The following is a 23,084-nucleotide window of genomic DNA, read 5'->3' on the forward strand; positions in this document are numbered from 1 at the left end:
CGCAGGTTTTAACCTGTTTTTTGTAGGGGATTAAAAACCTAAACTGGAGGGATTCAGACGGTCACTTGCCTGGTAGGCAAGCGTCAATCGGCATTCGATGAAAGCACCGTAAACAGGCGCACCATCCCCCTCCGCGTATCAGAAAGGGGGATGGTGTTCGCTTAGGATTGGGCTAAAAAGACTTCCACGCCGAAAGCTGGAAGGGAATATTGGTGCCCGTTAATCCCCTCGCTATTCAACAATGGTTCCAGCAAACGATTTTCTTCTGCCAACTCAAGAGTCAGCGCCTGGTCGCTAAAGTTTTGGACAAAAAGATACTCGTGCCCGTCGCCCTGCCTTGCGGTCGCCACAGCGCCTACAGGAAGTGACATCGACGTACAGGCATTCACCCCGTGTTGGCTTGCAATATGCTGGTAAAAATCATGCAGGAAATCCCCGTCGGTTCTTGCCGCGACATACCAGGCTTGCCCTTTTCCGTACTGGTTACGGGTGATTGCTGGCCTGCCCTGGTAGAAGTCATGTTGATAGACCCCCAGCACTTCCGCCGTTTCTGCATGAATCAAATCGCAAAGTTCTACACATTTGTATTCGCGAACCTGGCTATTCCACCCCGACGTGGTGATACCGATTTGATTCGTTTCACCGTCATACAGGCTGTCAATTTCTTCTGACCAGATGCCTAAAACTTCGCGCAACGGTCCAGGGAAACCATTGGTGTAGCAGAGATCGTCAGCATTAACGATCCCCGACCAGTAAGTCGCAATAAACACGCCGCCAGCCGCAACGAACGTATTCACTCGTTCTGCAAAGTCTTCATTGACCATGTAAAGCATCGGCGCAACCAGCACCCGATAGCGGCTGATATCAGACTGCTGAGAAACAATATCGACCGGAATGTTTTGCCGCCACAACGCCTGATAGTGCTGTTGCACGGTTTCTTCAAACTTGATGCCACAGTTTCGCGGGCCTGCGGAGTCGTTCACTGCCCAACGGTTATCCCAGTCGTAGACCATCGCCACATCAGCTTGATAGCCGGTTCCCGCCGCACCCGCCAGTTTCTCCAGCGCAACGCCAACCTGCTTCACATCCCGCCCGACACGCGTATTTACATGCCCAACGTGATCGACCACCGCACCGTGGAATTTTTCAATCGAACCACGGCTTTTCCGCCACTGGAAATATTGAACAGAATCAGAACCATGAGCCACAGCTTGTAGCGCCGAAAGCTGATGCATCCCTGGCTTTTTTAACTTACTGACGGCTTGCCAACTGGTTGTGCCAGGCGTGGACTCCATCAGTAAGAACGCCAGCCCAGGTTTAAGGCTTCTCATCAGGTCAAAAGTGAAAGCCGTGCTGGAGGCGAGATCCTGCTGATCGCGCGTCTGATGCCATTCGGGATAGCTGTCCCAGGAGATAAAATCGACTTCCTCCGCCAGACGCCAATAATCGTAATCGTAAAACACGCCATGGAAATTCGTGGTCGCGGGCAACGACGGATTAAAAGGCTTAACGGCCTGAATCTCATGACGACAGAACAGGGCAACCTGTTCGCTCACAAAGCGCCGCCAGTCGATATTCAGCGCATGAACCGACTGCTCACCCAGCGGCCCAGGCGAATGAATCTGGTTCCAGCTTGAATATTCATGGCTCCAGAATGAGCTCCACCAGCGCTGGTTTAAGTTATCCAGCGTCTGATACTTATTCTTCAACCAGTCACGGAAACTCTGCTGGCAAATCTCGCAATGGCAATCCCCGCCATATTCATTGGAGATATGCCAGGCCAGCACGGCCGGATGGTGCGAATAACGTCTTGCGAGCTGTTCGTTAATATTCTTTGTCAAACGCAGATACGCAGGTGACGAATAACAATGGTTGTGCCGCTCGCCGTGCAGGTTTTTAGTCAGATCTTTATTGGTCCGCAAAACTTCTGGATATTTTTCACTGACCCACGCGGGCCTGGCACCGCTTGGGGTTGCCAGAAAAACAGAGATCCCGTTGGCATACAGTTTATCCAATATATTATCCAGCCATGCGAACTGGTAATTCCCTTCTTCGGGCTCAAGTTTTGACCAACTAAATATCCCCACCGACATCACGTTGCATTTTGTTTCTTTCATCATCGCGATATCTTTTTCTAAAATATCAGGCTGATTCAGCCACTGGTCGGGATTGTAATCTGCACCGTGTAAAAAATTCAATTTCGGAAATAACTTACTCATGACTGCCTCCGTTATGCTAACGACTCTCTCTCCTGAGAAAGGGTAATGACCGGGTCTTTTCTATTGCGTAGAGAGAACACTGAGAACAGCGTAAAGAGCCCTGAAATAATGCCAAGAATGATATATGCGTTGGCAAAACCAATGGTGTCGTACAAATAGCCGACAACAGGTGAATAAACCGTGGTTGCAATGGATGCAGCAAACAGCACGAGCAAATAGATGGTGGATGATAATTTATGGTCGAAGTTCTGCGAGATAAATTTAAATACCGAAATTAAAATTAGCGGCTTTTCAATCGCGTGCATCATTTTAACGGCAGCAATCCACACCGGCCCAAGCGGTACCGCAGAACCCAGAATGCGCACTGACATTATCGTCCCGGCAATCACTAGCGCCCATTTTGCCCCGACGCGATTGACGAACCATGGCATCAGACCGAGGAATAACGTTTCGAAACAGACCTGCACCGAGGCCAGCGTGCCATACCATTTATTCCCCTCATCAACACTTGAGAACTGTAAGGAGAAATACTGGGCAAATTGCTGATCATAGGTGTCATAAATTTGCGTAACGAACAGCGTAAATATGATAAGCATCCAGAACTGTTTGTTTTTTGCCAGTTCAAAAACGTGTACCGCTTTTAATGACGAAGTCATTTTCTCTTCTTCGAGTGTGACTTCAATTTTGGTCATCATGAAACACACAGCGGCTAATACAATCGCAATACTCGCCAACCAGAATGAGAGATTTGGGTTATCGTTAATATTGCGCCCCACAATATACGCTGCGGCAGCCCAACCTAAAGATCCCCACATTCTCACCCGTCCATATTCGAATGAATAACGACGAGAAATTTTATCGATATAAGAGTCAATCACGCCGCAACCAGAGTTGAAAATAATCCCCAGATAGATGCCACCTAATACAGCCCCTAACCAGAAAGAACTCACCAGAAGCGGCGCATAAACATAAATAAAGAATGGCCCAATCGGCAGCAGCAACGCGATGATCAGGAAGATTAACGATTTTTTAGTACCGAACTTGTCTGAGATAAAGCCAAAAAACGGCTGCATCGTCAGTGCGATAAAGGCATTAATCGCATACAACCAGCCCGTTTTGGTGGCACTGATCCCCAGATGCTGTGTCGTCCAGATAACAAAAAAGGCCATCGTCGACGACCAGGCAAACAAATAAAGAAAATCGAAAATGCTTAAAAGAATGTAGTTCCTTTTGCCGGTAACCATCTTTTTCTTCCTCATGAAGGAACAGAGTCGGTGCTTCACTGAATACGCAGTGAATAGCGTTCTTTTTTAGGGTTTAGTTTACGCTGCTGTGTTGGGTTAATGTGGTTAACCCAAAAATGTACGACGTTCACATCAGTGAGTTACATAAAATACCTGGCAAATCGTTCAAACAACCATCAGAGATGTAAACTGCAATCAACATCACATAACAAAATTTTAAACATGGCAAAAGGTGAAGCAGATCTCAAAATTCGGCCATGTGAACGTATGACATTTTGATATAGTGGACATTCCGGGCAGGAAGAAACGGACCCGATTAGGCCGGATGATAACGTAAGGATTGAGGGTGAATAAAAATAGAAATGCAACGCTGGAAGATGTTGCCCGCCATGCCGGTGTCTCCTACCAGACGGTTTCTCGGGTGCTCAACAAATCGGTGAATGTCGCCGAGAAAACGCGTCTTCGCGTTGAGCAAGCCATCGAAGAATTGCGCTATGTGCCTAACCGTTTGGCGCAACAGTTAGTCGGTAAGCGCACGCTAACGTTAGGACTTATTACCACGTCCCTGGCCCTGCACGCACCGTCACAAATCGCCGCCTCCGTCAAAATGCACGCCCGTGAAGCGGGTTATCAGGTGCTGATTTCGATGATTGATGAGAACGACGAGACGGCGATTCAGCAATCCATCAATGACTTCAAATCTCAATTTGTCGAAAAAATCGTTATCAACGTTCCACTTGAAACCCCACTCGCCAGAGCGATAGCCCAGCAGAATAAAGATGTCACCTGCCTGTTTCTCGACGTAGCTCCAGACAGCGGCGTGTTTCACGTTATCTTCGACCCGGCGAATGGCACTCAGGAAAGTGTTAAGCGCTTAAGCGAACTCGGCCACAAAAGCATCGCGCTGCTGCCTGGCCCGCAATACTCGATTTCTGCACAGTTGCGTCTGGCGAGCTGGTTAAAAAGCCTCGAGGCATTCGGCTTAACGCCCTCGGCAATCATTTTCGGCACATGGGATGCACAAAGCGGGTATGACGGCGCGCAGCAACTGATTAACGATAAGGTTGAATTCAGTGCTCTACTGGCAGGAAACGATCAGATGGCACTGGGCGTGCTGAGCGCGCTACATCAGGCTCAGATAGCGGTGCCGCAGCAGGTTTCTGTCATTGGTTACGATGATAGCTACGAAAGCGCATTCTTCACCCCTTCACTCACCACGGTGCGGCTGGATTTGGATACTCAGGGAAAAGAAGCGGTTGCCAGAGTGCTGGCCGCCACGCAGGGAAAGACGCCTGACAATTGCATTCTTCCAGCTGAATTTGTATTGCGTGATTCGATTACAGGACGATAACGCAGAAGGAAAACCCTCGCCCAAAAGCGAGGGTTTAGGCGGGAAGCTTACGCTTGAACGGTAATGCTCAGGCTTTCGAAGCTCACCGTCTGACCTGCAACAATTTTGCAGCGTTTGCGAGTTTCGACTTCGCCATCTACCTTCACCAGCCCTTCGGCAATCACCGCTTTCGCCTGTGCGCCGCTTTCACACCAGCCTTCCAGCTTCAGCAGATCGCATAATTCAACGTGTGGGTGTTTACCTAATGAGAAGGTCGCCATTTTACTCTCCATCGACATCATGATATTCCTCGCAAGCCTGCAAGGTATTCTGGATAAGAGTGGCGACGGTCATTGGGCCAACGCCACCCGGAACCGGCGTAATATACGAGGCTTTGGCTGCGGCTTCATCATAATTTACGTCGCCGACCACTTTGCCGCTCTCCAGACGGTTAATCCCCACGTCCACCACAATCGCCCCTTCCTTGATCCACTCGCCTGGAATAAAACCAGGTTTGCCGACTGCGACAATCACCAGATCGGCGTTCTCGACGTGTTGGCGCAGGTTTTTGGTGAAGCGATGGGTCACGGTAGTGGTGCAGCCCGCCAGCAGTAATTCCATGCTCATTGGGCGGCCAACAATGTTAGATGCGCCAATCACCACGGCGTTCAGGCCATAGGTATCAATGCCGTAACGCTCAAGCAGCGTGACGATACCGCGCGGTGTGCAAGGACGCAGACGCGGCGCACGCTGGCACAGGCGGCCAACGTTGTAAGGATGGAAACCATCCACATCTTTATCCGGGTCGATACGCTCCAGAACTTTTACGTTATCGATGCCCGCAGGCAGTGGCAACTGCACCAAAATACCGTCGATTTCGTTATCTGCGTTGAGCGTATCAATCAGCTCCAGCAGTTCTGCTTCAGAGGTGGTGTCAGGCAAATCGTAGGAGCGAGAAATAAAGCCGACTTCTTCACAGGCTTTACGTTTGCTACCGACATAAATCTGCGAAGCAGGGTTCTCTCCCACCAGCACAACTGCCAGTCCAGGAGCACGTTTTCCAGCGGCAATTCGGGCTTTCACTTTTTCAGCAACTTCAAGCCGTACCTGCTGCGCAATCGTTTTACCGTCAATAATCTTTGCTGCCATCAGTCAGATGATTCCGTCTGTAATCAAAAAGGGAGGGGATTGTTTCTATTTTGTCAGAAGCGCGGCTCGCTGTCAGGCATTGTTAAGCGTTTATGCTCAATAGTCGCGCAGGCAGTTGAAAAGCCATTGACTAGAAAGGTACTGACCGTATAATCCGAGCGTTCCAAACGTAGTACGATACAAAACTGCACTTTCAGTGCGCCCTTAGCTCAGTTGGATAGAGCAACGGCCTTCTAAGCCGTAGGTCACAGGTTCGAGCCCTGTAGGGCGTACCATTTAAATCAATGCGTTACGCAAACCCCTTCAGCAGTAATCACACAAAACAAAAATTCATGTAACGACTGGTGTAAGTAAATTCCATCAACATTTATCAATGCAAGTGTGAAGTAGCGAGCATCTCAACATGATGCTTTGCACTGATGTCACTCATTCACCCAATCAACTTCAAGCACTCAAACTAAAATGTACCCACAGATGCCATCGCAGAAGCCTTTGTGCCAGAGATAATGAAAGCGTCGCACGTTATGAATTCTCTGGAGCATGCTTTTACGCATGGGCACCTTACACCACCAAATAACCTCACAGCTTTGTGAGGGACGTTAATCCGTTGAGATACGACTGAATGTGATTTCTATTGAACTTTAACCTACTGATGTTCATAATGATCGGTTGCATAAATCAAGCAACAAGGTCGCACAGTTATGAGTCAGTCCGCTTATGAAACTATACAAGAAAAACGTCTGAGACCTTGGCAGGGAGAAGAAGAAGTTCGATATATCTGGAATAAGGCCATCGAAGATGCGACCGGGCTGCATCTTAATGCTGAGAGAGACCGTAATGACGCTAGCTTGAATCATGTCATTATTGAATACAAATCTCCGGGTTTTTTTAACGGCAAAAAAGATAGTCCTGCTTTCAAAAATGCCATGCAAGAACGCCTGTTACCTTATATTCAAAAAAAATCTGCTAAAACGGGAATACCAGAATCAGATTTCATCGGGATCGCTATTGATGGCGAGCACATTTGTTTCGCTCAAGTTGTTCACGGTGTCATCAAAACGCAACATCTCATGCCCTTCTCTCCTGAATCTGTGGAGATGGTGCTGGATGCATTTCGTTCTGATACCCGCAAGGGATTAACAATTGAGAATTTATTGGCTGATTTTGGACACGGTTCTCCGAATGCAAGAGCTTTTATGCAACACCTGTCTGATGGTTTAAGTCACTATTTAAACGCAGCAGGTCATAATAAGATAAAAATGCTCTTTGAAGAATGGCGAACAATGTATGGGCAAGTTGCTGATATGTCTATTTCTCAGGCCGATGCAATCAACAAAGAACTAGCATTTGATTGGAAAGGTTGTAGTAGGGATTCAATTTCAGCACGGCTATTTGTTATCCATACATATAACTCAATGTTGATTAAGCTTCTTGCTGCTGAAATCATTGCTGCTCATGGTTTAACATCAACTGAACAACCAGCACAAAGCATGGCAGCATTGAAAAGTGATACGCAGATGCTTGATTTTTTGGATCAAGCCATTGAGCATTCATTGCTGTTCAAAGAGGCCGGAATTAACGGGTTTGTCGAAGAAGCAATATTTAGTTGGTACCTTGATTTAGGAAAAGACAATGTAGTTGCAGGTTTATTACCCGCTCTTCGTCGCTTACTTTCCATGCTCTCTCTATATCGACTAGACAGATTAGAACGAACCCGAGATGTGTTACGTGATTTATATCAGGGACTGGTCCCGGGTAAATTACGTCAGAGCCTTGGAGAATTTTACACCCCTGATTGGCTAGTAGATTTCACTCTCGCAAAGGCTGCTGATCATGACGTTTTACAGCAACGAGTACTGGATCCGACCTGCGGTTCAGGTGCTTTCTTACTGGCTGTAATACGGAAGAAACGTGAACTGGCAAACAGTGCAAACTGGGATGCCCGTAAGACCCTGAACTGCCTTTGTGAAAGTGTCTGGGGCTTTGATCTTAATCCATTAGCTGTGCAAACCGCACGAGTAAATTTTCTGATCGAAATTGCCGATCTTCTTGCACTGTGTCCAGGCATTGAGTTTGAAGTTCCTGTTTTGATGGCTGACGCTATCTATTCACCTGCGGCCTCGCCAGACGATGCAACATCAGTAGTTGAATACAAAATTGGTAGCCAAGTAGCAAAACTGGATATTCGATTACCAGCAGAACTAGCCTTAAATCGTGAATTACTCGATAGCGTATTCGAGCGCATGGGACAGGACGTTGAACAGGGGCTTGAATATGTTGAGTCGAAGAAAAAAATCTTGGTTTACAAACTGATCGAACCACAAAAACTTGAACAGTGGGAAGAACCTTTACGCTACACATACGATCAAGTTCTTAATCTTCATAAAAAACAATGGAATGGGATTTGGTTTCGCATTGTCAGAAACTTTTTCTGGTCAGCCACTGCCGGTCAATTTGACCTTATTATTGGCAATCCGCCTTGGGTTCGTTGGTCAAAGCTTCCAGACCTCTATCGTGAACGAGTAAAACCAACTTGCGAAGATTACGGTATTTTCTCAAAAACTAAGCGCCATGGCGGAAATGAGCTCGATATTTCAGCCATGATTACTTATACCGTATCAGATAAATGGCTGAAAAACGGCGGTAAACTTGCGTTCGTGATAACAGGATCATTATTTAAAAACCCATCATCAGCTGGGTTCAGGACATTCAAGCTTGAGCCAAAACGTAGTGATTCGTTGCATCTACAACCACTCTCAGTGGATGACATGAAAGCTCTGAAGCCCTTCGAAGACGCAAGCAATCATACGACTATAGCTATCTTCCAAAAGACACCGACCGAAGCTAAATACCCTGTGACCTACCAGGTCTGGAAAGCTTGTGCTGGTGCGAAACGAGCTATTAAATCAAATCAATCACTTGACGTAGTGCTAACCCAAATACAATCGGAACAAAAAGAGGCTTTTCCCGTTGAGGAACCGGGATCACCTTGGGCAATTCTAACACCAGGAAGATTTGCATCGATTAAGTATTTGTCTCGCCAATGCTCATGGACTAAAGGCCGTAAAGGGATCACAACTGATCTCAACGGGGTTTATTTTGTACCCGTCTTACAGAGCAACGGCAGTTTGGTTCAGATTCAAAGCCGTCCTGAAGCTGGTCGTAAAAATATCGGTCCTCAGAGACAAGCGTGGATTGAACCTGATCTGCTCTATCCACTTATTAAAGGAGCCGGGGATTTTGAAGAATGCTATCTAAAACTAGATGCCCCAACCAATACTACTGAACGGCTTTATACTTTCGTCCCAAATACTGGCATATCATACTCAGATTATGCCGCAGCGGACAATGAATTATATTCACCGAAACTAAAGAAGACAGCGGCTTGGTTTAAATCATATCAATTAATATTGCTTGACCGTTCAACATATCGGCTACAGATGAAAGGAGCACCTTTTCACGCAATTTATAATGTTGGGGAATATACATTTAAGCCATGGAAAGTAATTTGGCCTGAAATGGCATCGTCATTCTATGCTGCGGTTGCAGGCGAAGCTGAAGTACCCATCGTTGGTACTCGTCCGTACATTCCTGACCACAAAGTTTACTTTGCCTCTTTTGATGATAAAGAAACTGCATGCTTTTTGTGCGGTTTACTAAACTCCTCTACGGTACAGGAATGGATTAACGCACATAACGTTTCAATTCAAATTGCCGATATCTTCAAGCATTTAGACCTCCCCAAGTATGATCCTTTAAATAAAGATCACAATAGAATGATTGAACTGGTTATGGCAGCTCATAGCGAACATAATAAATCATCACGCAAGAAATTGATTATAGAGATAAAATCCATATCTGATTTGCTGCTAACCGCATGGAGTAATACGTTTTAACTGGTTAATCTGCCAAAACGTAGAAATTTAGCCACTATCATTTTCTCTAATCACCTGCTCTAAAGCGCAGGTGATTTTTTACTATGCTTATTTGACTTGAGGCTCGTCTCATGAAAAACGTTAACATTTAAAGTTATCGTCTTGTCGTTACGAAATTTTTGGCTTACGGATCACACGAATCATAATTATCAAAGCGTATACTCTGAGTTGTAACCACATAAGAGATAAGTATAAGTTTAACAAGGATTCATTATGCTCCGAGCTGAATTTTTGCGCTTTTTGCAGACATTAAACACCGTAGGCATACCAAACGAAGTTCGAAAAATTGCGAATTTGGTATTGGCAAACCTAGATGCAATAGAACCATTAGGTACTAACCAAGGGCAACGGGTTAAGCGTGTAGTAGCTCTAGCGCAAACTAACTGGGATTCACTTAGTTCAGAAATCCAACCACTACCTGAGCAGAATACAGAACTCGTTTCCTCTATCAGTCGGCTCAAAAGTTTGTCTGTTGGACCATTCAGAGGTTTTTCTCGACAGGAGGATTTTGATCTTGATGCTCGCTTAGTTTTGATTTATGGGCCTAACGGTACTGGAAAATCCAGCTTTTGCGAAGCTCTTGAATATAAATTATTGGGGAGCGTTGCTGAGGCTGAAAGTAAACGCTTTCGTAATCAGAATGAGTATTTTAAAAATGCGCATGTTAATGACTTTACAATGCCAGAGGTTATTGGAGTAGGAGATCAAGGGCAGGAAGTTTCTATTGAAAGCAATGAAGCTTTATATCGTTTTTGTTTTGTTGAAAAGAACCGCATTGATAATTTTTCCAGAATTGCAGCACTAGCCCCATCAAGGCAAACTGAACTCATTTCGACGCTATTTGGATTGGATTTATTTAATGATTTCGTACGGAATTTTACGGCTGAAATTGATTCTAAATATATTGATCTTACTGGAATAAAAGCTGCCCAACTAAAGGATAAACGCCTGACACTCTCAGGTGCTAATCAGCAGCTGGAAGCAAACAATGCTGAGTTACAAAAATTAGTTTCCGAGGAACAAACTTTAGCCACCCAATATCGTGAAGGTATAACCTTCCAACAAATGATTATTGAGATAAAAGGCGACGAGCAAAACAATGGTATCATCCAAAAACTTGAAGCAGAATTACAAACCCCGATAGGTAATAAAAGTAGCTTGACCTATATTGCATTACAAGAAGTAAGTGGCTTAATCATAAGTAACCTTACAGAATTGAATACAAAGCAGCAACAACTAGCTGCTGTAAGTCAGCAAGTTTCGTTCAAGAATTTATATAACGCAATTGTTCAACTACAACCAGACAGTCCTGAGCATTGCCCTGCATGCCATACTCAGCTAACACAAACACAAATAAACCCGTACACTCATGCAAATGAAGAATTGGTTAAACTTGAATTTTTAGCGACTCTGCAAGAGTCAATGTCACAGTTAGAACAAAAAATAATACAATTGATGCAGACTGTTTCGCAAATAATAAGTACCTGCTGCCATTGTCTTCCTCAAAGAAATATTCTTGAAAGTTATCTAACGCCCAGTGGAGGCACTTTGTGGAATGCTCTACAACAACAATTACAGGATGGTTCTACCCCATGGCAACATTTGGAGTCTCAGGTTAAACTCCTAGAAGAATCAGATAAGAAAATAGATGAAACAGCTCAAATACGTGAGGCCAAACAAATAGCACTTGGGAAGCTACGTGAGTTAGATCGTAAAATAATAGTGCTACAGACAAGGAGAAATACTGCGCAACAAGTCATAGAATCGGCACAACAATTAATTAATAGTTTTTATACTAAAAATATGCAACTTATCGCCGATGTTGCACTGGAAGATGCAATTGTAAGAAAAAACTGTTTGATCTCAGGTTCGTACTCCCGATTTGTAGCAACTCTAAATGCCTATAAAGAGAGATTACCTCAACAACTCGTCGCCAATCTTGGAGACAACGTTGTTACGCTGTACAATGCATTCAATCGAAACGATCTCCCTAGAGAGAAATTGTCTACGATCAAATTACCATTGATACAAAATCAGCGGCTTGAAGTTTCATTCCAAAATAACCCTGAACAATACTTTGATGCATTACATGTTCTTAGTGAAGGGCATGTTCGCTGTATCGGCTTAGCTATTTTATTAGCAAAAAATATTAATGAACGATGCCCTCTTTTGATATTTGATGATCCAGTTAATGCCATTGATGATGATCATCGCGAGTCGATCAGAAGAACCTTATTTGAAGATGTTTTTTTTGCAGAAAAACAGATTATTCTAGCTTGCCATGGTGAAGAGTTTTTCAAAGATATTCATAACTTACTACCTGCTCAAGTTGCTGCACAATCAAGATCTTTCAGTTTCTTACCTCGCCTGGACGAGTCACATATTCGTGTTGATTTTAATTGTTCTCCGCGAAATTATATTATCGCAGCCCGAGGACATTTTGAGCGAAATGAGATCAGAGAAGCATTGGCTAAAAGTAGGCAGTCTCTAGAATCACTCATGAAAACAAAAGTTTGGCGCTATGTTAATAGATATGGAGATGGCAATCTTAGTCTAAAATTACGCTCATATACATCACCAATAGAGCTACGTAACCTATCAGAGCAAATTAAGAAACAGATTAACAAGGCAGATTTTAGCGATCCAAATAAAAATGAGGTATTTTCCCCAATTGATGCGTTGCTTGGACTAAATGGTGACTCACGCGAATGGCGTTATCTTAATAAAGGGACGCATGAAGAAAATGACAGAGCCGAATTCGACAGAGCGACTGTATCCACTATGATTTCGGCTTTAGAAAACCTAGATCAGGCTATTGCTGGGTAGCAATTAATAAATTTCGAAATTTAGTTGTAACAAATACATACGAATTTGTTGTGTGTTATAGCAGAGAATGGCCTTACACAAAAAAGGTTATTCTCTGTAAGAAAAGTAGTGCTGGTGCATAGGCAGTGATTTCCATCGTACTTGCCGCCTGAGGTAAGATAATTTATCCAAATAGCCTTGGTTCAAAAATATATACAGCATTTTTCTTTATGTCCCTAGCATGTCGATAGTTGTTTCTTGTTACATTAAATCAAATGGTTAATCTAGAACGACTGAAAACTGACCGTTATGATTCCCTTTACATAGAGCGAATAAGGGATTGAAAAATGGATACAGTAGAGGAGCTCAACGGAACGTATTTCTATGCGGGAAAATCCAATCTAACCGCTGCTGAACTTCTGTTCATGGTTTTTTGTGAAAACACTGCAAGCCAATTTGGTATTGGCGTTGCTGATTTTGGGGCTGTAATAGCGTTAGTATCAGGCCGTAACAATCTTTGGACAAGAGCAAAGCCCATAAACGCCACGAAAGGGACCTCTTATGCCTCCAAAGCGGCACGAGCACTATTCAAAAAGACAAAGTTCCCTTTTGGCATTTCATTACCGACATGGCTTGGCGGCTACACTCCGTGGACAGCAAGACGAGTTATGGTTCGTAATATCGCTCCGTTTGTAGGACGTTCAATTCCACTTATTGGTGAGATAATTCTTGCCTCAGATGTAACGCAAATCTCCTACCGGACCATACGTGACTACAACACTATAGCCAGAGGAAACGATAAGCTATGGTAGATAGTATCGAGCAGAGAGTTTACGAGTTTGTTCGGCCTTACGCTGGTGTCTATCTATTCAACATCAAAAAGATAGAACTAACCCCTGACACTGATTTTGACACTGATTTGAGCCTTGATGAGCTCGAAGTTGAAGATCTGATGAACGATTTCTTTGAAAAATTCAATGTTGAAAGAGGTAATTTCAACATTGAAACCTATTATCCCAATGTTCCTTTTTCATGGAATCCGCTCAAGAAAACGGAACCTGTACCAGTTCCAGATTTCACTATCGGCATGCTGATCGAGTCAGCAAAAGCTGGGAAATGGTTGTTCGATTAATCAGAAGCAAGGAGCTTTTAAAATGGCTGTACCTGTTCACTTATTTTTGACTGATGATGGCGGCGCAACGATCCGTGGTTCTTCCGATGTTGCAGACCGCGAAGGTAGCATAGAGTTACGAGGTCTGTACCACAGTTTAGCTATTCCCACCGATGCAGCAACAGGGAAAGTTACTGGTACACGCCAGCATTCACCTTTCCAGTTTACTAAAGAGCTAGACAGCTCCTCTCCGTATCTCTTCAAAGCTGCCGCTACGGGCCAGACACTCAAATCTGCTGAATTTCGTTTCTACCACATCAATGATGCAGGGCAAGAAGTGGAATATTACCGGATCACATTGGAAAATGTGAGAGTGATCTGCGTCAGCCCTGTAATGCACGATACACGTGGTTGTCCCGGTACTGGTCACATGGAAGAAGTTGCTATGAATTACGAGAAGATCACCCATCTGTATAAAGATGGTAATTTGTTAGCTCATGATGCATGGAATGAACGCCCCACTGCCTAACAATACAGGGGTTAAACGCCCCTGTTATTATTAATATAACCATTTAATTCGTTATAAGTTTTTATAAAGCAAGTGAGTTTTTCTACTTTACTTTTAATATCTCGCAGAAAAATACAATATTATAAACAATGCGACTTAAAATATAATACCACCCTATTTAGAGGGTGGTATTATATGCTTTCACAGAATTAAAGTGTTTACTGACTCAACGGAAAAGTCCAGTCACCTTTATTTGTTTTCACTACGATTTCAGACCACATACATTGATTGTATTTTTCCCTAGGGGCTTCATACCAGGCCCAACCTGTATTAGTATTAGCTAACTGGCTATCAATTGGTAAAGAGAAGTCCAGTCTTTACCATAGGCGCACTTCTAAGCCGTAGGTCACAGGTTCGAGCCCTGTAGGGCGTACCATTTAAATCAATGCGTTACGACAAAACCCACCGCTACACATTAATTTCCCGCTATCATTCCCGCTGTCATTTGTAAATTTGCGGTCTCGCTATGCTTCATCGGTTGACTTTTGCCTCCCAAAAACCCGCCATCTTTTGTTTTATGCGGTTTGGGAAAGGTGCCATCCTTCGCCCACATCGTCCATAACGTTTTAAAGCTCTTGCCTGTCAGGCTTTCGACTTCCTTAAATTTCATGTAGTGCGCTGGCTGCTGCGAACCATCCAGTTTGCTCAATGGTGTATTTTTTGGTTGCTCGCATATTGGTGAGCGTCCTGGAAAATACCCTGAGCAATACGCAGCAATTCAAAATTGGAGCGCGGGGCGCTAATCATGTAATACCGCATCCGGCGGTGGCGGTGCGACTTCATAACGTGAAGGCGATACGCCAAATAATTGGCGGAATGCATAGGTGTAAGCAGACGTACTGCCATAACCCAGCATCAATGCAATTTCAGTCACGCTTCGCGACTGGCGCAATAAAATAATCGAATGCAGTAAACGGTGCCTCTGTTTCCAGTTGCTGAATGTAATACCCGTTTCTTTAATAAAATGCCGTGAAAAAGTCCGTGGTGACATACCCACACGCTCAGACCACTCTTCCATTAAATGAGGTAAATCCGGTGATTCACTGATTTGCTGGCACATTTCCAGCAGCGCCGGAGCCGTTGGCCAGGTAATAGCAAAACCCGCAGCCGGAAGGTCATTGAGCACATCGAGCAAGGTTGAAACTAACCGCCCTTCTTTGCCATCGGCATCATAGTACTCAGGAATAGTTTGCGTGGCATGGTGGATAAAACTGCGCGCAAAGTCAGATACCGTCACCAGCTTCAATTCAGATTTCCCGCATTTCGACTCATAATATTCTGGATCGATATCCAGGTTTTCCAGCATCACTTCACTGGCGGTGTGCACTAAATGAGGGGTGAATGGCGGGATCCACAATCCATAGCAAGCGGGAATAATGTACGAATTATTCTCCACGGAAACGTATAAGGAGCCTTCACGAGCGTAGTGAAACTGGACAAACGGATGAGAATGGAGTTCAGACTGCACATTTTCTGCCAGCGTGAACGATCTAAAAAAAACTGGCCGAGCAAGCCTGGCCCCCTCTGCATCCTTCTCTGAGCGAAACGAGTAGAGCATCTTTTTCGGTTTAGCCATCTATCCCACCTAAATTGACGCTTGATCGACACAACTTGGCATCCCTTCATGATACACAAACCTTGTTAGCTGCGATAATTAATTCATAACTTCAGTCAATGAATAACCAAAGATCATTAAAGTTGTAACATATGCTTATTTTAATTTGACGACGCAATAAACCTTCTCTTTAAAACGCGAATAACCTTAATGACACCAAACTCGTTAATATTAAAAATGAGCGGAATAACCATCGCCAAAATAAAGTAACAACGTGAGTCACCTATGATCTTTTTAATGATTGATTATGAATTAATAGCAAACAAGGAAATACGTTGATGCTGCGAAAAACGTTGAACGCCAGCCACCCTTTTGACGAAATATAAACACGTTCTGATAGTCGAGTAGAAAACTGACATAAGCTTTTACTGAGGATGAGATATGAGTGTTGAAGTTGAAAGTGCACCCGTCCCACGCAAAGACAGCTGGTATCGGATTGCAGAAGATCTTTTAAACCAGGCTGATATCCGCTTTAACGGAAGCCGTCGCTGGGATATTCAGGTACACAATCCTGACTTTTATAAACGTGTTTTGCAGGAAGGTTCTATTGGCCTCGGCGAATCCTACATGGAAGGTTGGTGGGATTGCGCTGCACTGGATGTTTTCTTTGAGAAAATCCTTCGCGCAAAACTCGATGAGAAAATGCCAAAAAACGTCAGGGACTTAATCCGTATCGCAGGTATGCGTTTGTTCAATTTACAGACACGTAAACGCGCCTGGATTGTTGGCAAAGAGCATTACGATATCGGCAATGATCTGTTCGCCAAAATGCTCGATCCTTATATGCAGTATTCCTGCGGCTACTGGAAAAAAGCGACCAGTTTGCCACAGGCTCAAGAAGCCAAATTGAAAATGCTGTGTGAAAAATTGCAGCTGCAACCCGGTATGAGATTGCTTGATATTGGCTGTGGCTGGGGCGGTTTGGCGCAGTACGCCGCCGAACATTACAATGTTCATGTTACTGGCGTGACCATTTCAGAAGAGCAGCAGAAAATGGCTCAGGATCGTTGCACCTGGCTGGATGTCTCTATCAAGCTGATGGATTATCGCGACCTCGACACCACGTTTGACCGCATTGTTTCGGTCGGTATGTTTGAACATGTCGGTCCAAAAAACTACGACACCTATTTTGAAGTGGTGAACCGTTGCCTTAAACCGGGTGGAATGTTCCTGCTTCATACTATCGGTGCCAATAAATCTGATAACAATGTCGATCCCTGGATTAATAAATATATATTCCCCAACGGTTGTCTACCTTCTGTGAAACAAATCGCGAGCGCATCGGAAGCGAATTTTATCGTCGAAGACTGGCATAACTTCGGCGCTGATTATGACCTGACATTAATGGAGTGGCATCAGCGTTTTAATCATTTCTGGCCGGAGATTCAAAATAATTATACCGAGTCATTTAAACGCATGTTCAATTATTACCTGATGTCTTGTGCAGGTGCTTTCCGCGCGCGTGATATTCAGCTCTGGCAAGTGTTATTTAGCCGTGGTGTCGAAGGCGGCATGTACGTTTATCGCTAGTATCTTCTGTTACGACGATTCAATATGTCAGTTATTAATTTAAGGATTTTCGTATGTCACAACAATAATATTACTCAATGTCTAACATGATGAATCAATGATAGATCAACACAGGCACGCTGCCGTTGAGTAGCACATGATGTATCTGTTTTATCGATGGAATCTAACTTTAATATATCAGTTTAACCGATAAAAATAGCGACCTGACCATGCCCATTCTGGCTTGCAACGAGGTTTCAGGTTATGCAGCACAACGATATTCAACGCAGGAAACTGTCGGAACGCATCTTCCACGCCGTCTGTTTCGAGGGTATTGCCACGGCGATCCTCGCCCCGACGACCGCCTGGCTAATGCAGCGCCCGGTGCTGGAGATGGCGGGATTAACCATTATCCTCGCCACCACAGCGATGATCTGGAACATCATCTATAACGCCGGTTTCGACAGGTTGTGGCCGAGGCATAAAGTGATCCGCACCGCCAAAGTCCGCGCCCTGCACGCCCTCGGCTTTGAAGTCGGGTTTATTTTTATCGGCGTCGGCATTGTGTCGATGGTGCTGGGGGTGAGTCTGCTTCAGGCATTCACCCTGGAAATAGGTTTCTTTATTTTCTTCCTGCCGTACACCATGCTTTATAACTGGGCGTACGACACTCTGCGCGATCGTTTGATGACGCGACGCCAGCAGCAGCGAGCTATCACTGACTAACCCTCCCCGGCCGGAAATGCTATCCGGCCTTCTTTCCCTGGCATCAACTGCGACCACAACGCGTCAATATGGTAAAATAACCTTTGTTTCGTTGGTTTTATAGTTGATACATTTATCTCATGTTGAAAATCTGGTCTAAAGAAGAAACCCTCTGGAGCTTTGCCCTGTACGGCACTGCCGTGGGCGCAGGAACTTTGTTTCTACCCATTCAATTGGGTTCTGCAGGTGCTATCGTTCTGCTCATCACCGCCCTCGTGGCCTATCCACTCACCTACTGGCCGCACAGAGCCTTATGCCAGTTCATTCTCTCTGCCAGGACAAAAGGCAATGAAGGGATCACCGGTGCGGTCACCCATTACTATGGCAAGACAATCGGTAATCTGATCACCACGCTCTATTTTGTCGCGTTTTTTGTGGTGGTATTAATTTATGCCGTGGCAATCACCAATTCGCTCACCGAACAGCTGGCAAAACGTATGACGGTAGATTTGACCGTGCGGGTGTTGGTCAGCCTGGGCGTGGTGCTGGCGTTAAATCTGATCTTTCTGATGGGGCGTCAGGCGACCATCCGGGTGATGGGGTTTCTGGTCTTCCCGCTGATCGCGTACTTCCTGTTGGTATCGTTGTATCTCACCGGCAGCTGGCAGCCCTCGCTGCTCACCAACCAGGTGAACCTCGATCAACACACATTACACCAGGTGTGGATCTCCATTCCGGTTATGGTGTTCGCCTTTAGTCATACCCCGATTATTTCGACTTTTGCCGTCGATCGCCGTGAGAAGTATGGCGAAGCCGCAATGGGCAAATGTACCCGCATCATGAAGGTGACGTACCTGATTATCTGCCTGAGCGTGCTGTTCTTTGTCTTTAGTTGCCTGCTGTCGATCCCACCGTCGTACATCATCGCTGCAAAAGAAGAAGGGGTTACCATTCTCTCTGCACTCTCCATGATGCCCTCCTCCCCTGCCTGGCTTGGGATTTCCGGTATCGTGGTGGCAATTGTTGCGATGTCGAAGTCCTTTCTCGGTACCTATTTTGGTGTGATTGAGGGGGCAACAGAGATAGTGAAATCATCTTTAAATCAGATAGGTGTGAAGAAAAGCCGGGCCTTTAACCGGGCAGTGTCGATTATCGGCGTATCCGTGATCACCTTTGCAGTGTGCTGCATTAATCCAAACGCCATCTCGATGATTTATGCCATCAGCGGACCTCTGATCGCCATCATCCTGTTCATTATGCCAACCTTATCGACGTATCTGATCCCGACTCTGAAGCCTTACCGCTCAATCGGCAGTTTGCTGACGCTGATTGTCGGTGTGCTGTGCGTGTCGGTAATGTTCATCGCCTAACCATAAATATGCAGCACGCGCGTTAAAGACGGCGTGCTGCAACCACCTCTTCTCCCTGTGTCTCTAACCCCAGCCACTCCTCGCCTTACTGTTCCTGTTTCCACTCACTTTTCCGTTCTCTTTATTTACTAATTATTTGATTAATAACACTTCTTATTGTTAGCGCGAATACTGCCACCCATGCTGGTGCGCTGCCCGGCGTGCTCTTGTGCATTAACACCCAATGAGAATAAGTGTAACCATTTGACATCAATTCATATTTTTCATCGGTGTATAAAAAAAATGAAAATAAATGAAACAAGATGTTTATTCGCAATGAAAAATATCTTATTGTTCGCAGTACATGCAGCGTGCCGTGCCGTATAGCCCGCCAGCGGAGGCGTAAAATGATCTTTTTAGGTTAATTTTACGCTAGGTTTGTAAATTTACTGTAATAAGCAAATATTCCTTTTCAGAAAGCGCCATTTATTCAAGTAATCGGGGGTTTCGTATGGTGATGTCAGGCATGGTTCAAAATCTTAATACGCAGATGAATCTGGAGTTTTCTGCGTCTAATCTTTACCTACATTTAAGCGACTGGTGTTCAGAAAACAAACTGATTGGAGCAGCAAATTTTTTACGGGCACAGGCGCAGATCAATGTAACGCATGTAATTCAATTATTTGATTTTATTAAAAAATCAGGTGATCACCCTATAGTGAGTGGCACACAGTTTGGTGATGAACGCTGCTCAACCCTTGAAGATTTGTTTCAGAAAATCCTGGGAGAACACCAGAAACTCTCTGCGACTCTTGTTGAATTCACCAAAGTAGCCAAGTCTCTGAACGACGACAGCACCGCACACTTTCTTTTCATCATGAAAAAAGAACACCAACAGAATGGTCTGCTGCTGCAAAACCTGCTGGATGAAGTACGAATTTCACACAAAGCGGGGTTATGCATGCAACAAACCGATCGGCGCTTGATGAACATGGTCAACAAGCAACTACATTAAGACCCCCTCCCAAAAGAAGAGTTAATGGTCCGCTACAAAATGAGCGTAGGTGGAACTATTGCTGCTGTTTACCGGATCACTCAGCCAGAACCGGTAAATAAACAGTCGTGATGTGTGCGAGTGGTTGGCAAATGACTGCGATTGAATGGTGTCGTTCCCTTTCAGGATGAAAGGGTGCGTATATTCTCTATCTAAAATACAGCGTTACTCATAAGCAGTTATATCGTGCAATAAATTTCGGAAAATACAGGATCTCTACGTTGAAAAAGTATTTTGGGAAACTTTTTGGAGTGCTGAAACCTTTTACATGGCTGCTTATTCGTTCGTTTATAATGTCTGTTTTTATTCTTCCCGTACTTAGCCTGATACTTTTCATTATCATAGAGTTGCTAAACTGGACGGGGTTTCAAGAAATAAGAACCACAATGACAAGTCATATACTCCAGGTGTGTTGGGCTGGAATAATCATTTATCTATTTTTGTGGCGACTGCTCGAATATATAAAAGAACAGCACCACCAGGATTAATTATATAATAACGGCAGTTCTAACAGATGATACTGTATTTAAAATTATGCACTTGACCGAATAATAAGTTTAACGGGTAACAGCTCATTCTCACCTTCTGACAGTGCCACCAGCATTTCGACAGCTCGTTTCCCAAGGGTTGCTCTGTCAATCGCAAGCGTTGTGAGTGCCGGTGTGACATGCCTGGCGAGTTCAATATCATCAAAACCGACGATAGCCAAATCTTCCGGTACCCGAATCCCTTTTGACTGACAGTAGTTCAGCGCCACAATTGCCGCGGAGTCGTTGTAACAAAACAGAGCATCGGGTGGCTCAGGAAGTGCCATAAGCTCATCGAGTGCATATTCCAAAGACTGGGTTAGCTCGGTGAGTGATGGAGCCGTCACTTCGTACTGCGGAGACATCAGCATACCCGCTTCAAATAACGCCTGCCGGTAGCCGCGCTCCCGCTGCCGGATGCTGTAGTGCGCAAGGCTGCTCGCCAGAAAAGCAATCCGCTGGTAACCCCGTTCAATGAGGTGTTTTGTGAGCAACATGCTGCCCTGGTAATTGTCCGGGTTAATGCTTTGCATACCTGGGATTGCATGATCGACCAGGACAAGGGGCAAAGGCATTTGTCTTATCTCTGCCAATATCTCTGGTTCAATAAAACCAACGCACAGCAGCGCATCTGGGGCGTGTTGTAACACTTGCTGCGAGATGTTATCGGTCGGCCCAATGACGAGAAAACTCAGTGCTATGCTACGTTCACTGCAGGCGTTTTCGACAGAGAGCAGGAGCGGAGAATAAAAACTCATCGCATTCGCCGTGTTGTGCTGCCGGTGGAGAATGAAAAGGATTTTTTTAATCTTGCTGTCCTGGAGTCGGGTAAAATCATAGCCGAGCTCTTTTGCCGTTTGTATCACGCGTTGCCTGGTTTCATCGCTCAGACCAGGACGGTTATTCAGCGCGCGTGAAACAGCCCCAGCCGATACACCTGACTTTTGAGCAATGTCCCTGACTCTCACAGCCTTCAGCATGCTTCTCCTGACCTTCTTAATATTCAACAATAAACGGGAATGTCACATTTTAACCCAGTCTGCGGGTCGCATCACGTCCTAACCAGGCCGCACCCCGCACACCGCTGCTGTCCCCGTGCATCGCAGGAACAATGGGTGTTGAACAGGATGTATTGAATATATACCTGCCCACGTCCTCTGTCAGATGGCTGAACAGAGCCGGGTAGCGTGAAACTCCCCCGCCGATAACAATAATATTCGGATCACAAATGTTTATGACCGAGGCCAGCGCCCGGGCGAGTTGGTCCCGGAAAGTCTGGTAAAGCGCAATTGCCGCCTTGTTTTCCTGTTCGATAAGCGCAAAAACACCTTTTGCATCGATGGCTTCCCGCTGAAGCAGCTGATACTGACGCGCCAGCCCCGTTCCCGAAATAAATGACTCAGTGCAATTAAATTTACCGCAATAGCACTGAACGGCTGGTCCATCATCACGCTCGTTGTAAAGCGGGAGCGGGTTATGCCCCCATTCTCCGGCGTTACTGTTGTGGCCACGCCAGAGAACCTTATCCATAGAGAGCCCGCCGCCGCATCCTGTCCCTAAGATTGCTCCAAATACGCTCCTCGCTTCAGCCCCCGCTCCATCGGTGGCTTCTGACAACGTGAAACAATTCGCGTCATTATCCCAGGCTACCGGTTGTTCCAGTAAACGCTCAAGATCATGGATCAGCGGATTCTGGTTGAGGACCACAATGTTTGAATTTTTGATGAGCTTTGTTCCGGCATCTTCGGTCCCTGGCAGGCAAATACCCAAGCTGACAGGCTCCGCGACTGATTTGCGCATCTCCTGAATAAAGCTGACCAGCGACGTCAAAAATTCTGTGTAGCACGTCTTAACGGTAGGGATTCGCTTCGTCACCAGTGCGTTCCCGAGAGAGTCCAGAATAACCGCCTCCGTTTTCGTCCCACCAATATCCAGCCCCATTCTTAGCACGCAATACCTCCACT

At 45.2% G+C, this 23,084-nt stretch carries 17 protein-coding genes, 1 tRNA gene and 1 pseudogene; 11 read left to right on the top strand and 8 right to left on the bottom strand.

Features of this window, described 5'->3' with window-relative positions; translation table 11 throughout:
- Nucleotides 1-161: 161 nt before the first annotated feature.
- Together RHD99_RS17965 and RHD99_RS17970 are read right to left on the bottom strand one after the other, a co-directional pair.
- Nucleotides 162-2,219, bottom strand: coding sequence for a beta-galactosidase (locus tag RHD99_RS17965; RefSeq protein WP_309875662.1), 2,058 nt, complete (start codon nt 2,217-2,219; stop codon nt 162-164).
- Between the two features lie 11 nt (nt 2,220-2,230).
- Nucleotides 2,231-3,463, bottom strand: a complete 1,233-nt coding sequence (locus tag RHD99_RS17970) for an oligosaccharide MFS transporter (RefSeq protein ID WP_183271168.1) — start codon at nt 3,461-3,463, stop codon at nt 2,231-2,233.
- Between the two features lie 346 nt (nt 3,464-3,809).
- On the opposite strand from RHD99_RS17970, the pseudogene RHD99_RS17975 reads away from it, so the two are divergent.
- Nucleotides 3,810-4,799, top strand: a pseudogene (locus RHD99_RS17975) (LacI family DNA-binding transcriptional regulator); the annotation flags it as partial.
- Nucleotides 4,800-4,861: 62 nt separating this feature from the next.
- Here the strand turns inward: RHD99_RS17975 and ybcJ are convergent.
- Together ybcJ and folD are read right to left on the bottom strand one after the other, a co-directional pair.
- Complete coding sequence (gene ybcJ / locus RHD99_RS17980; RefSeq protein ID WP_121265615.1) at nt 4,862-5,074, bottom strand: ribosome-associated protein YbcJ; 213 nt, start codon at nt 5,072-5,074, stop codon at nt 4,862-4,864.
- A gap of 1 nt (nt 5,075) precedes the next feature.
- On the bottom strand, nt 5,076-5,942 hold the full coding sequence (gene folD, locus RHD99_RS17985) for a bifunctional methylenetetrahydrofolate dehydrogenase/methenyltetrahydrofolate cyclohydrolase FolD (protein ID WP_183271170.1): 867 nt from the start codon (nt 5,940-5,942) through the stop codon (nt 5,076-5,078).
- A 198-nt stretch (nt 5,943-6,140) separates the two neighbouring features.
- On the opposite strand from folD, the gene RHD99_RS17990 reads away from it, so the two are divergent.
- The 6 genes from RHD99_RS17990 (at nt 6,141) to RHD99_RS18015 (ending at nt 14,322) form a co-directional block, all read left to right on the top strand.
- Nucleotides 6,141-6,217, top strand: a tRNA-Arg gene (locus RHD99_RS17990).
- Nucleotides 6,218-6,643: 426 nt separating this feature from the next.
- Entirely contained in the window at nt 6,644-9,838 is a 3,195-nt protein-coding gene (locus RHD99_RS17995) for an Eco57I restriction-modification methylase domain-containing protein (RefSeq protein ID WP_309875667.1), read from the top strand.
- A gap of 252 nt (nt 9,839-10,090) precedes the next feature.
- The gene (locus tag RHD99_RS18000; RefSeq protein ID WP_309875669.1) at nt 10,091-12,703 is read left to right on the top strand and encodes an AAA family ATPase; all 2,613 of its coding nucleotides are present in this window, start codon (nt 10,091-10,093) and stop codon (nt 12,701-12,703) included.
- A gap of 326 nt (nt 12,704-13,029) precedes the next feature.
- Nucleotides 13,030-13,494, top strand: a complete 465-nt coding sequence (locus RHD99_RS18005) for an STM2901 family protein (protein ID WP_309875670.1) — start codon at nt 13,030-13,032, stop codon at nt 13,492-13,494.
- Nucleotides 13,488-13,814, top strand: coding sequence for a DUF1493 family protein (locus RHD99_RS18010; RefSeq protein ID WP_309875671.1), 327 nt, complete (start codon nt 13,488-13,490; stop codon nt 13,812-13,814). The genes RHD99_RS18005 and RHD99_RS18010 overlap by 7 nt, the downstream gene beginning before the upstream one ends.
- 22 nt (nt 13,815-13,836) lie before the next feature.
- Nucleotides 13,837-14,322: an Hcp family type VI secretion system effector gene (locus RHD99_RS18015; RefSeq protein ID WP_309875672.1), complete on the top strand. Its 486-nt coding sequence runs from the start codon at nt 13,837-13,839 to the stop codon at nt 14,320-14,322.
- Between the two features lie 454 nt (nt 14,323-14,776).
- On the opposite strand, the gene RHD99_RS18020 is transcribed toward RHD99_RS18015, so the two are convergent.
- Together RHD99_RS18020 and RHD99_RS18025 are read right to left on the bottom strand one after the other, a co-directional pair.
- Nucleotides 14,777-15,010, bottom strand: a complete 234-nt coding sequence (locus RHD99_RS18020) for a helix-turn-helix transcriptional regulator (protein WP_309875675.1) — start codon at nt 15,008-15,010, stop codon at nt 14,777-14,779.
- A 90-nt stretch (nt 15,011-15,100) separates the two neighbouring features.
- Nucleotides 15,101-15,937 carry an AraC family transcriptional regulator gene (locus RHD99_RS18025; RefSeq protein WP_309875678.1) on the bottom strand — a complete coding sequence of 279 codons (837 nt, stop codon included), beginning with the start codon at nt 15,935-15,937 and terminating at the stop codon, nt 15,101-15,103.
- A 420-nt stretch (nt 15,938-16,357) separates the two neighbouring features.
- Between RHD99_RS18025 and cfa the strand changes: the two genes are divergently transcribed.
- From cfa to RHD99_RS18045, 4 genes are all read left to right on the top strand, one after another.
- Nucleotides 16,358-17,506, top strand: a complete 1,149-nt coding sequence (gene cfa / locus RHD99_RS18030; protein WP_309875680.1) for a cyclopropane fatty acyl phospholipid synthase — start codon at nt 16,358-16,360, stop codon at nt 17,504-17,506.
- Between the two features lie 243 nt (nt 17,507-17,749).
- A complete protein-coding gene (locus RHD99_RS18035; protein WP_309875682.1) occupies nt 17,750-18,211 on the top strand; it encodes a multidrug/biocide efflux PACE transporter in 462 nt (153 codons plus the stop codon).
- A gap of 119 nt (nt 18,212-18,330) precedes the next feature.
- Complete coding sequence (locus RHD99_RS18040; protein WP_309875683.1) at nt 18,331-19,560, top strand: amino acid permease; 1,230 nt, start codon at nt 18,331-18,333, stop codon at nt 19,558-19,560.
- A gap of 490 nt (nt 19,561-20,050) precedes the next feature.
- Nucleotides 20,051-20,554 (top strand): non-heme ferritin-like protein, encoded by a 504-nt coding sequence (locus tag RHD99_RS18045; protein ID WP_183271176.1) that lies wholly within the window; start codon nt 20,051-20,053, stop codon nt 20,552-20,554.
- A 571-nt stretch (nt 20,555-21,125) separates the two neighbouring features.
- Here the strand turns inward: RHD99_RS18045 and RHD99_RS18050 are convergent.
- On the bottom strand, nt 21,126-22,100 hold the full coding sequence (locus tag RHD99_RS18050; RefSeq protein WP_309875684.1) for a LacI family DNA-binding transcriptional regulator: 975 nt from the start codon (nt 22,098-22,100) through the stop codon (nt 21,126-21,128).
- Between the two features lie 49 nt (nt 22,101-22,149).
- Nucleotides 22,150-23,061: an ROK family protein gene (locus RHD99_RS18055; protein WP_309879204.1), complete on the bottom strand. Its 912-nt coding sequence runs from the start codon at nt 23,059-23,061 to the stop codon at nt 22,150-22,152.
- Nucleotides 23,062-23,084 lie beyond the last annotated feature (23 nt).

This window comes from Buttiauxella selenatireducens, assembly GCF_031432975.1.
GTDB lineage: Bacteria > Pseudomonadota > Gammaproteobacteria > Enterobacterales > Enterobacteriaceae > Buttiauxella > Buttiauxella selenatireducens.

Excerpts from the sequence above, each read along its gene's own strand:
- RHD99_RS17965 (WP_309875662.1), bottom strand. The coding sequence starts at position 2,219 with ATGAGTAAGTTATTTCCGAAATTGAATTTTTTACACGGTGCAGATTAC.
- RHD99_RS17970 (WP_183271168.1), bottom strand. The coding sequence starts at position 3,463 with ATGGTTACCGGCAAAAGGAACTACATTCTTTTAAGCATTTTCGATTTT.
- ybcJ (WP_121265615.1), bottom strand. The coding sequence starts at position 5,074 with ATGGCGACCTTCTCATTAGGTAAACACCCACACGTTGAATTATGCGAT.
- folD (WP_183271170.1), bottom strand. The coding sequence starts at position 5,942 with ATGGCAGCAAAGATTATTGACGGTAAAACGATTGCGCAGCAGGTACGG.
- RHD99_RS17995 (WP_309875667.1), top strand. The coding sequence starts at position 6,644 with ATGAGTCAGTCCGCTTATGAAACTATACAAGAAAAACGTCTGAGACCT.
- RHD99_RS18000 (WP_309875669.1), top strand. The coding sequence starts at position 10,091 with ATGCTCCGAGCTGAATTTTTGCGCTTTTTGCAGACATTAAACACCGTA.
- RHD99_RS18005 (WP_309875670.1), top strand. The coding sequence starts at position 13,030 with ATGGATACAGTAGAGGAGCTCAACGGAACGTATTTCTATGCGGGAAAA.
- RHD99_RS18010 (WP_309875671.1), top strand. The coding sequence starts at position 13,488 with ATGGTAGATAGTATCGAGCAGAGAGTTTACGAGTTTGTTCGGCCTTAC.
- RHD99_RS18015 (WP_309875672.1), top strand. The coding sequence starts at position 13,837 with ATGGCTGTACCTGTTCACTTATTTTTGACTGATGATGGCGGCGCAACG.
- RHD99_RS18025 (WP_309875678.1), bottom strand. The coding sequence starts at position 15,937 with ATGGCTAAACCGAAAAAGATGCTCTACTCGTTTCGCTCAGAGAAGGAT.
- cfa (WP_309875680.1), top strand. The coding sequence starts at position 16,358 with ATGAGTGTTGAAGTTGAAAGTGCACCCGTCCCACGCAAAGACAGCTGG.
- RHD99_RS18035 (WP_309875682.1), top strand. The coding sequence starts at position 17,750 with ATGCAGCACAACGATATTCAACGCAGGAAACTGTCGGAACGCATCTTC.
- RHD99_RS18040 (WP_309875683.1), top strand. The coding sequence starts at position 18,331 with ATGTTGAAAATCTGGTCTAAAGAAGAAACCCTCTGGAGCTTTGCCCTG.
- RHD99_RS18045 (WP_183271176.1), top strand. The coding sequence starts at position 20,051 with ATGGTGATGTCAGGCATGGTTCAAAATCTTAATACGCAGATGAATCTG.
- RHD99_RS18050 (WP_309875684.1), bottom strand. The coding sequence starts at position 22,100 with ATGCTGAAGGCTGTGAGAGTCAGGGACATTGCTCAAAAGTCAGGTGTA.
- RHD99_RS18055 (WP_309879204.1), bottom strand. The coding sequence starts at position 23,061 with ATGGGGCTGGATATTGGTGGGACGAAAACGGAGGCGGTTATTCTGGAC.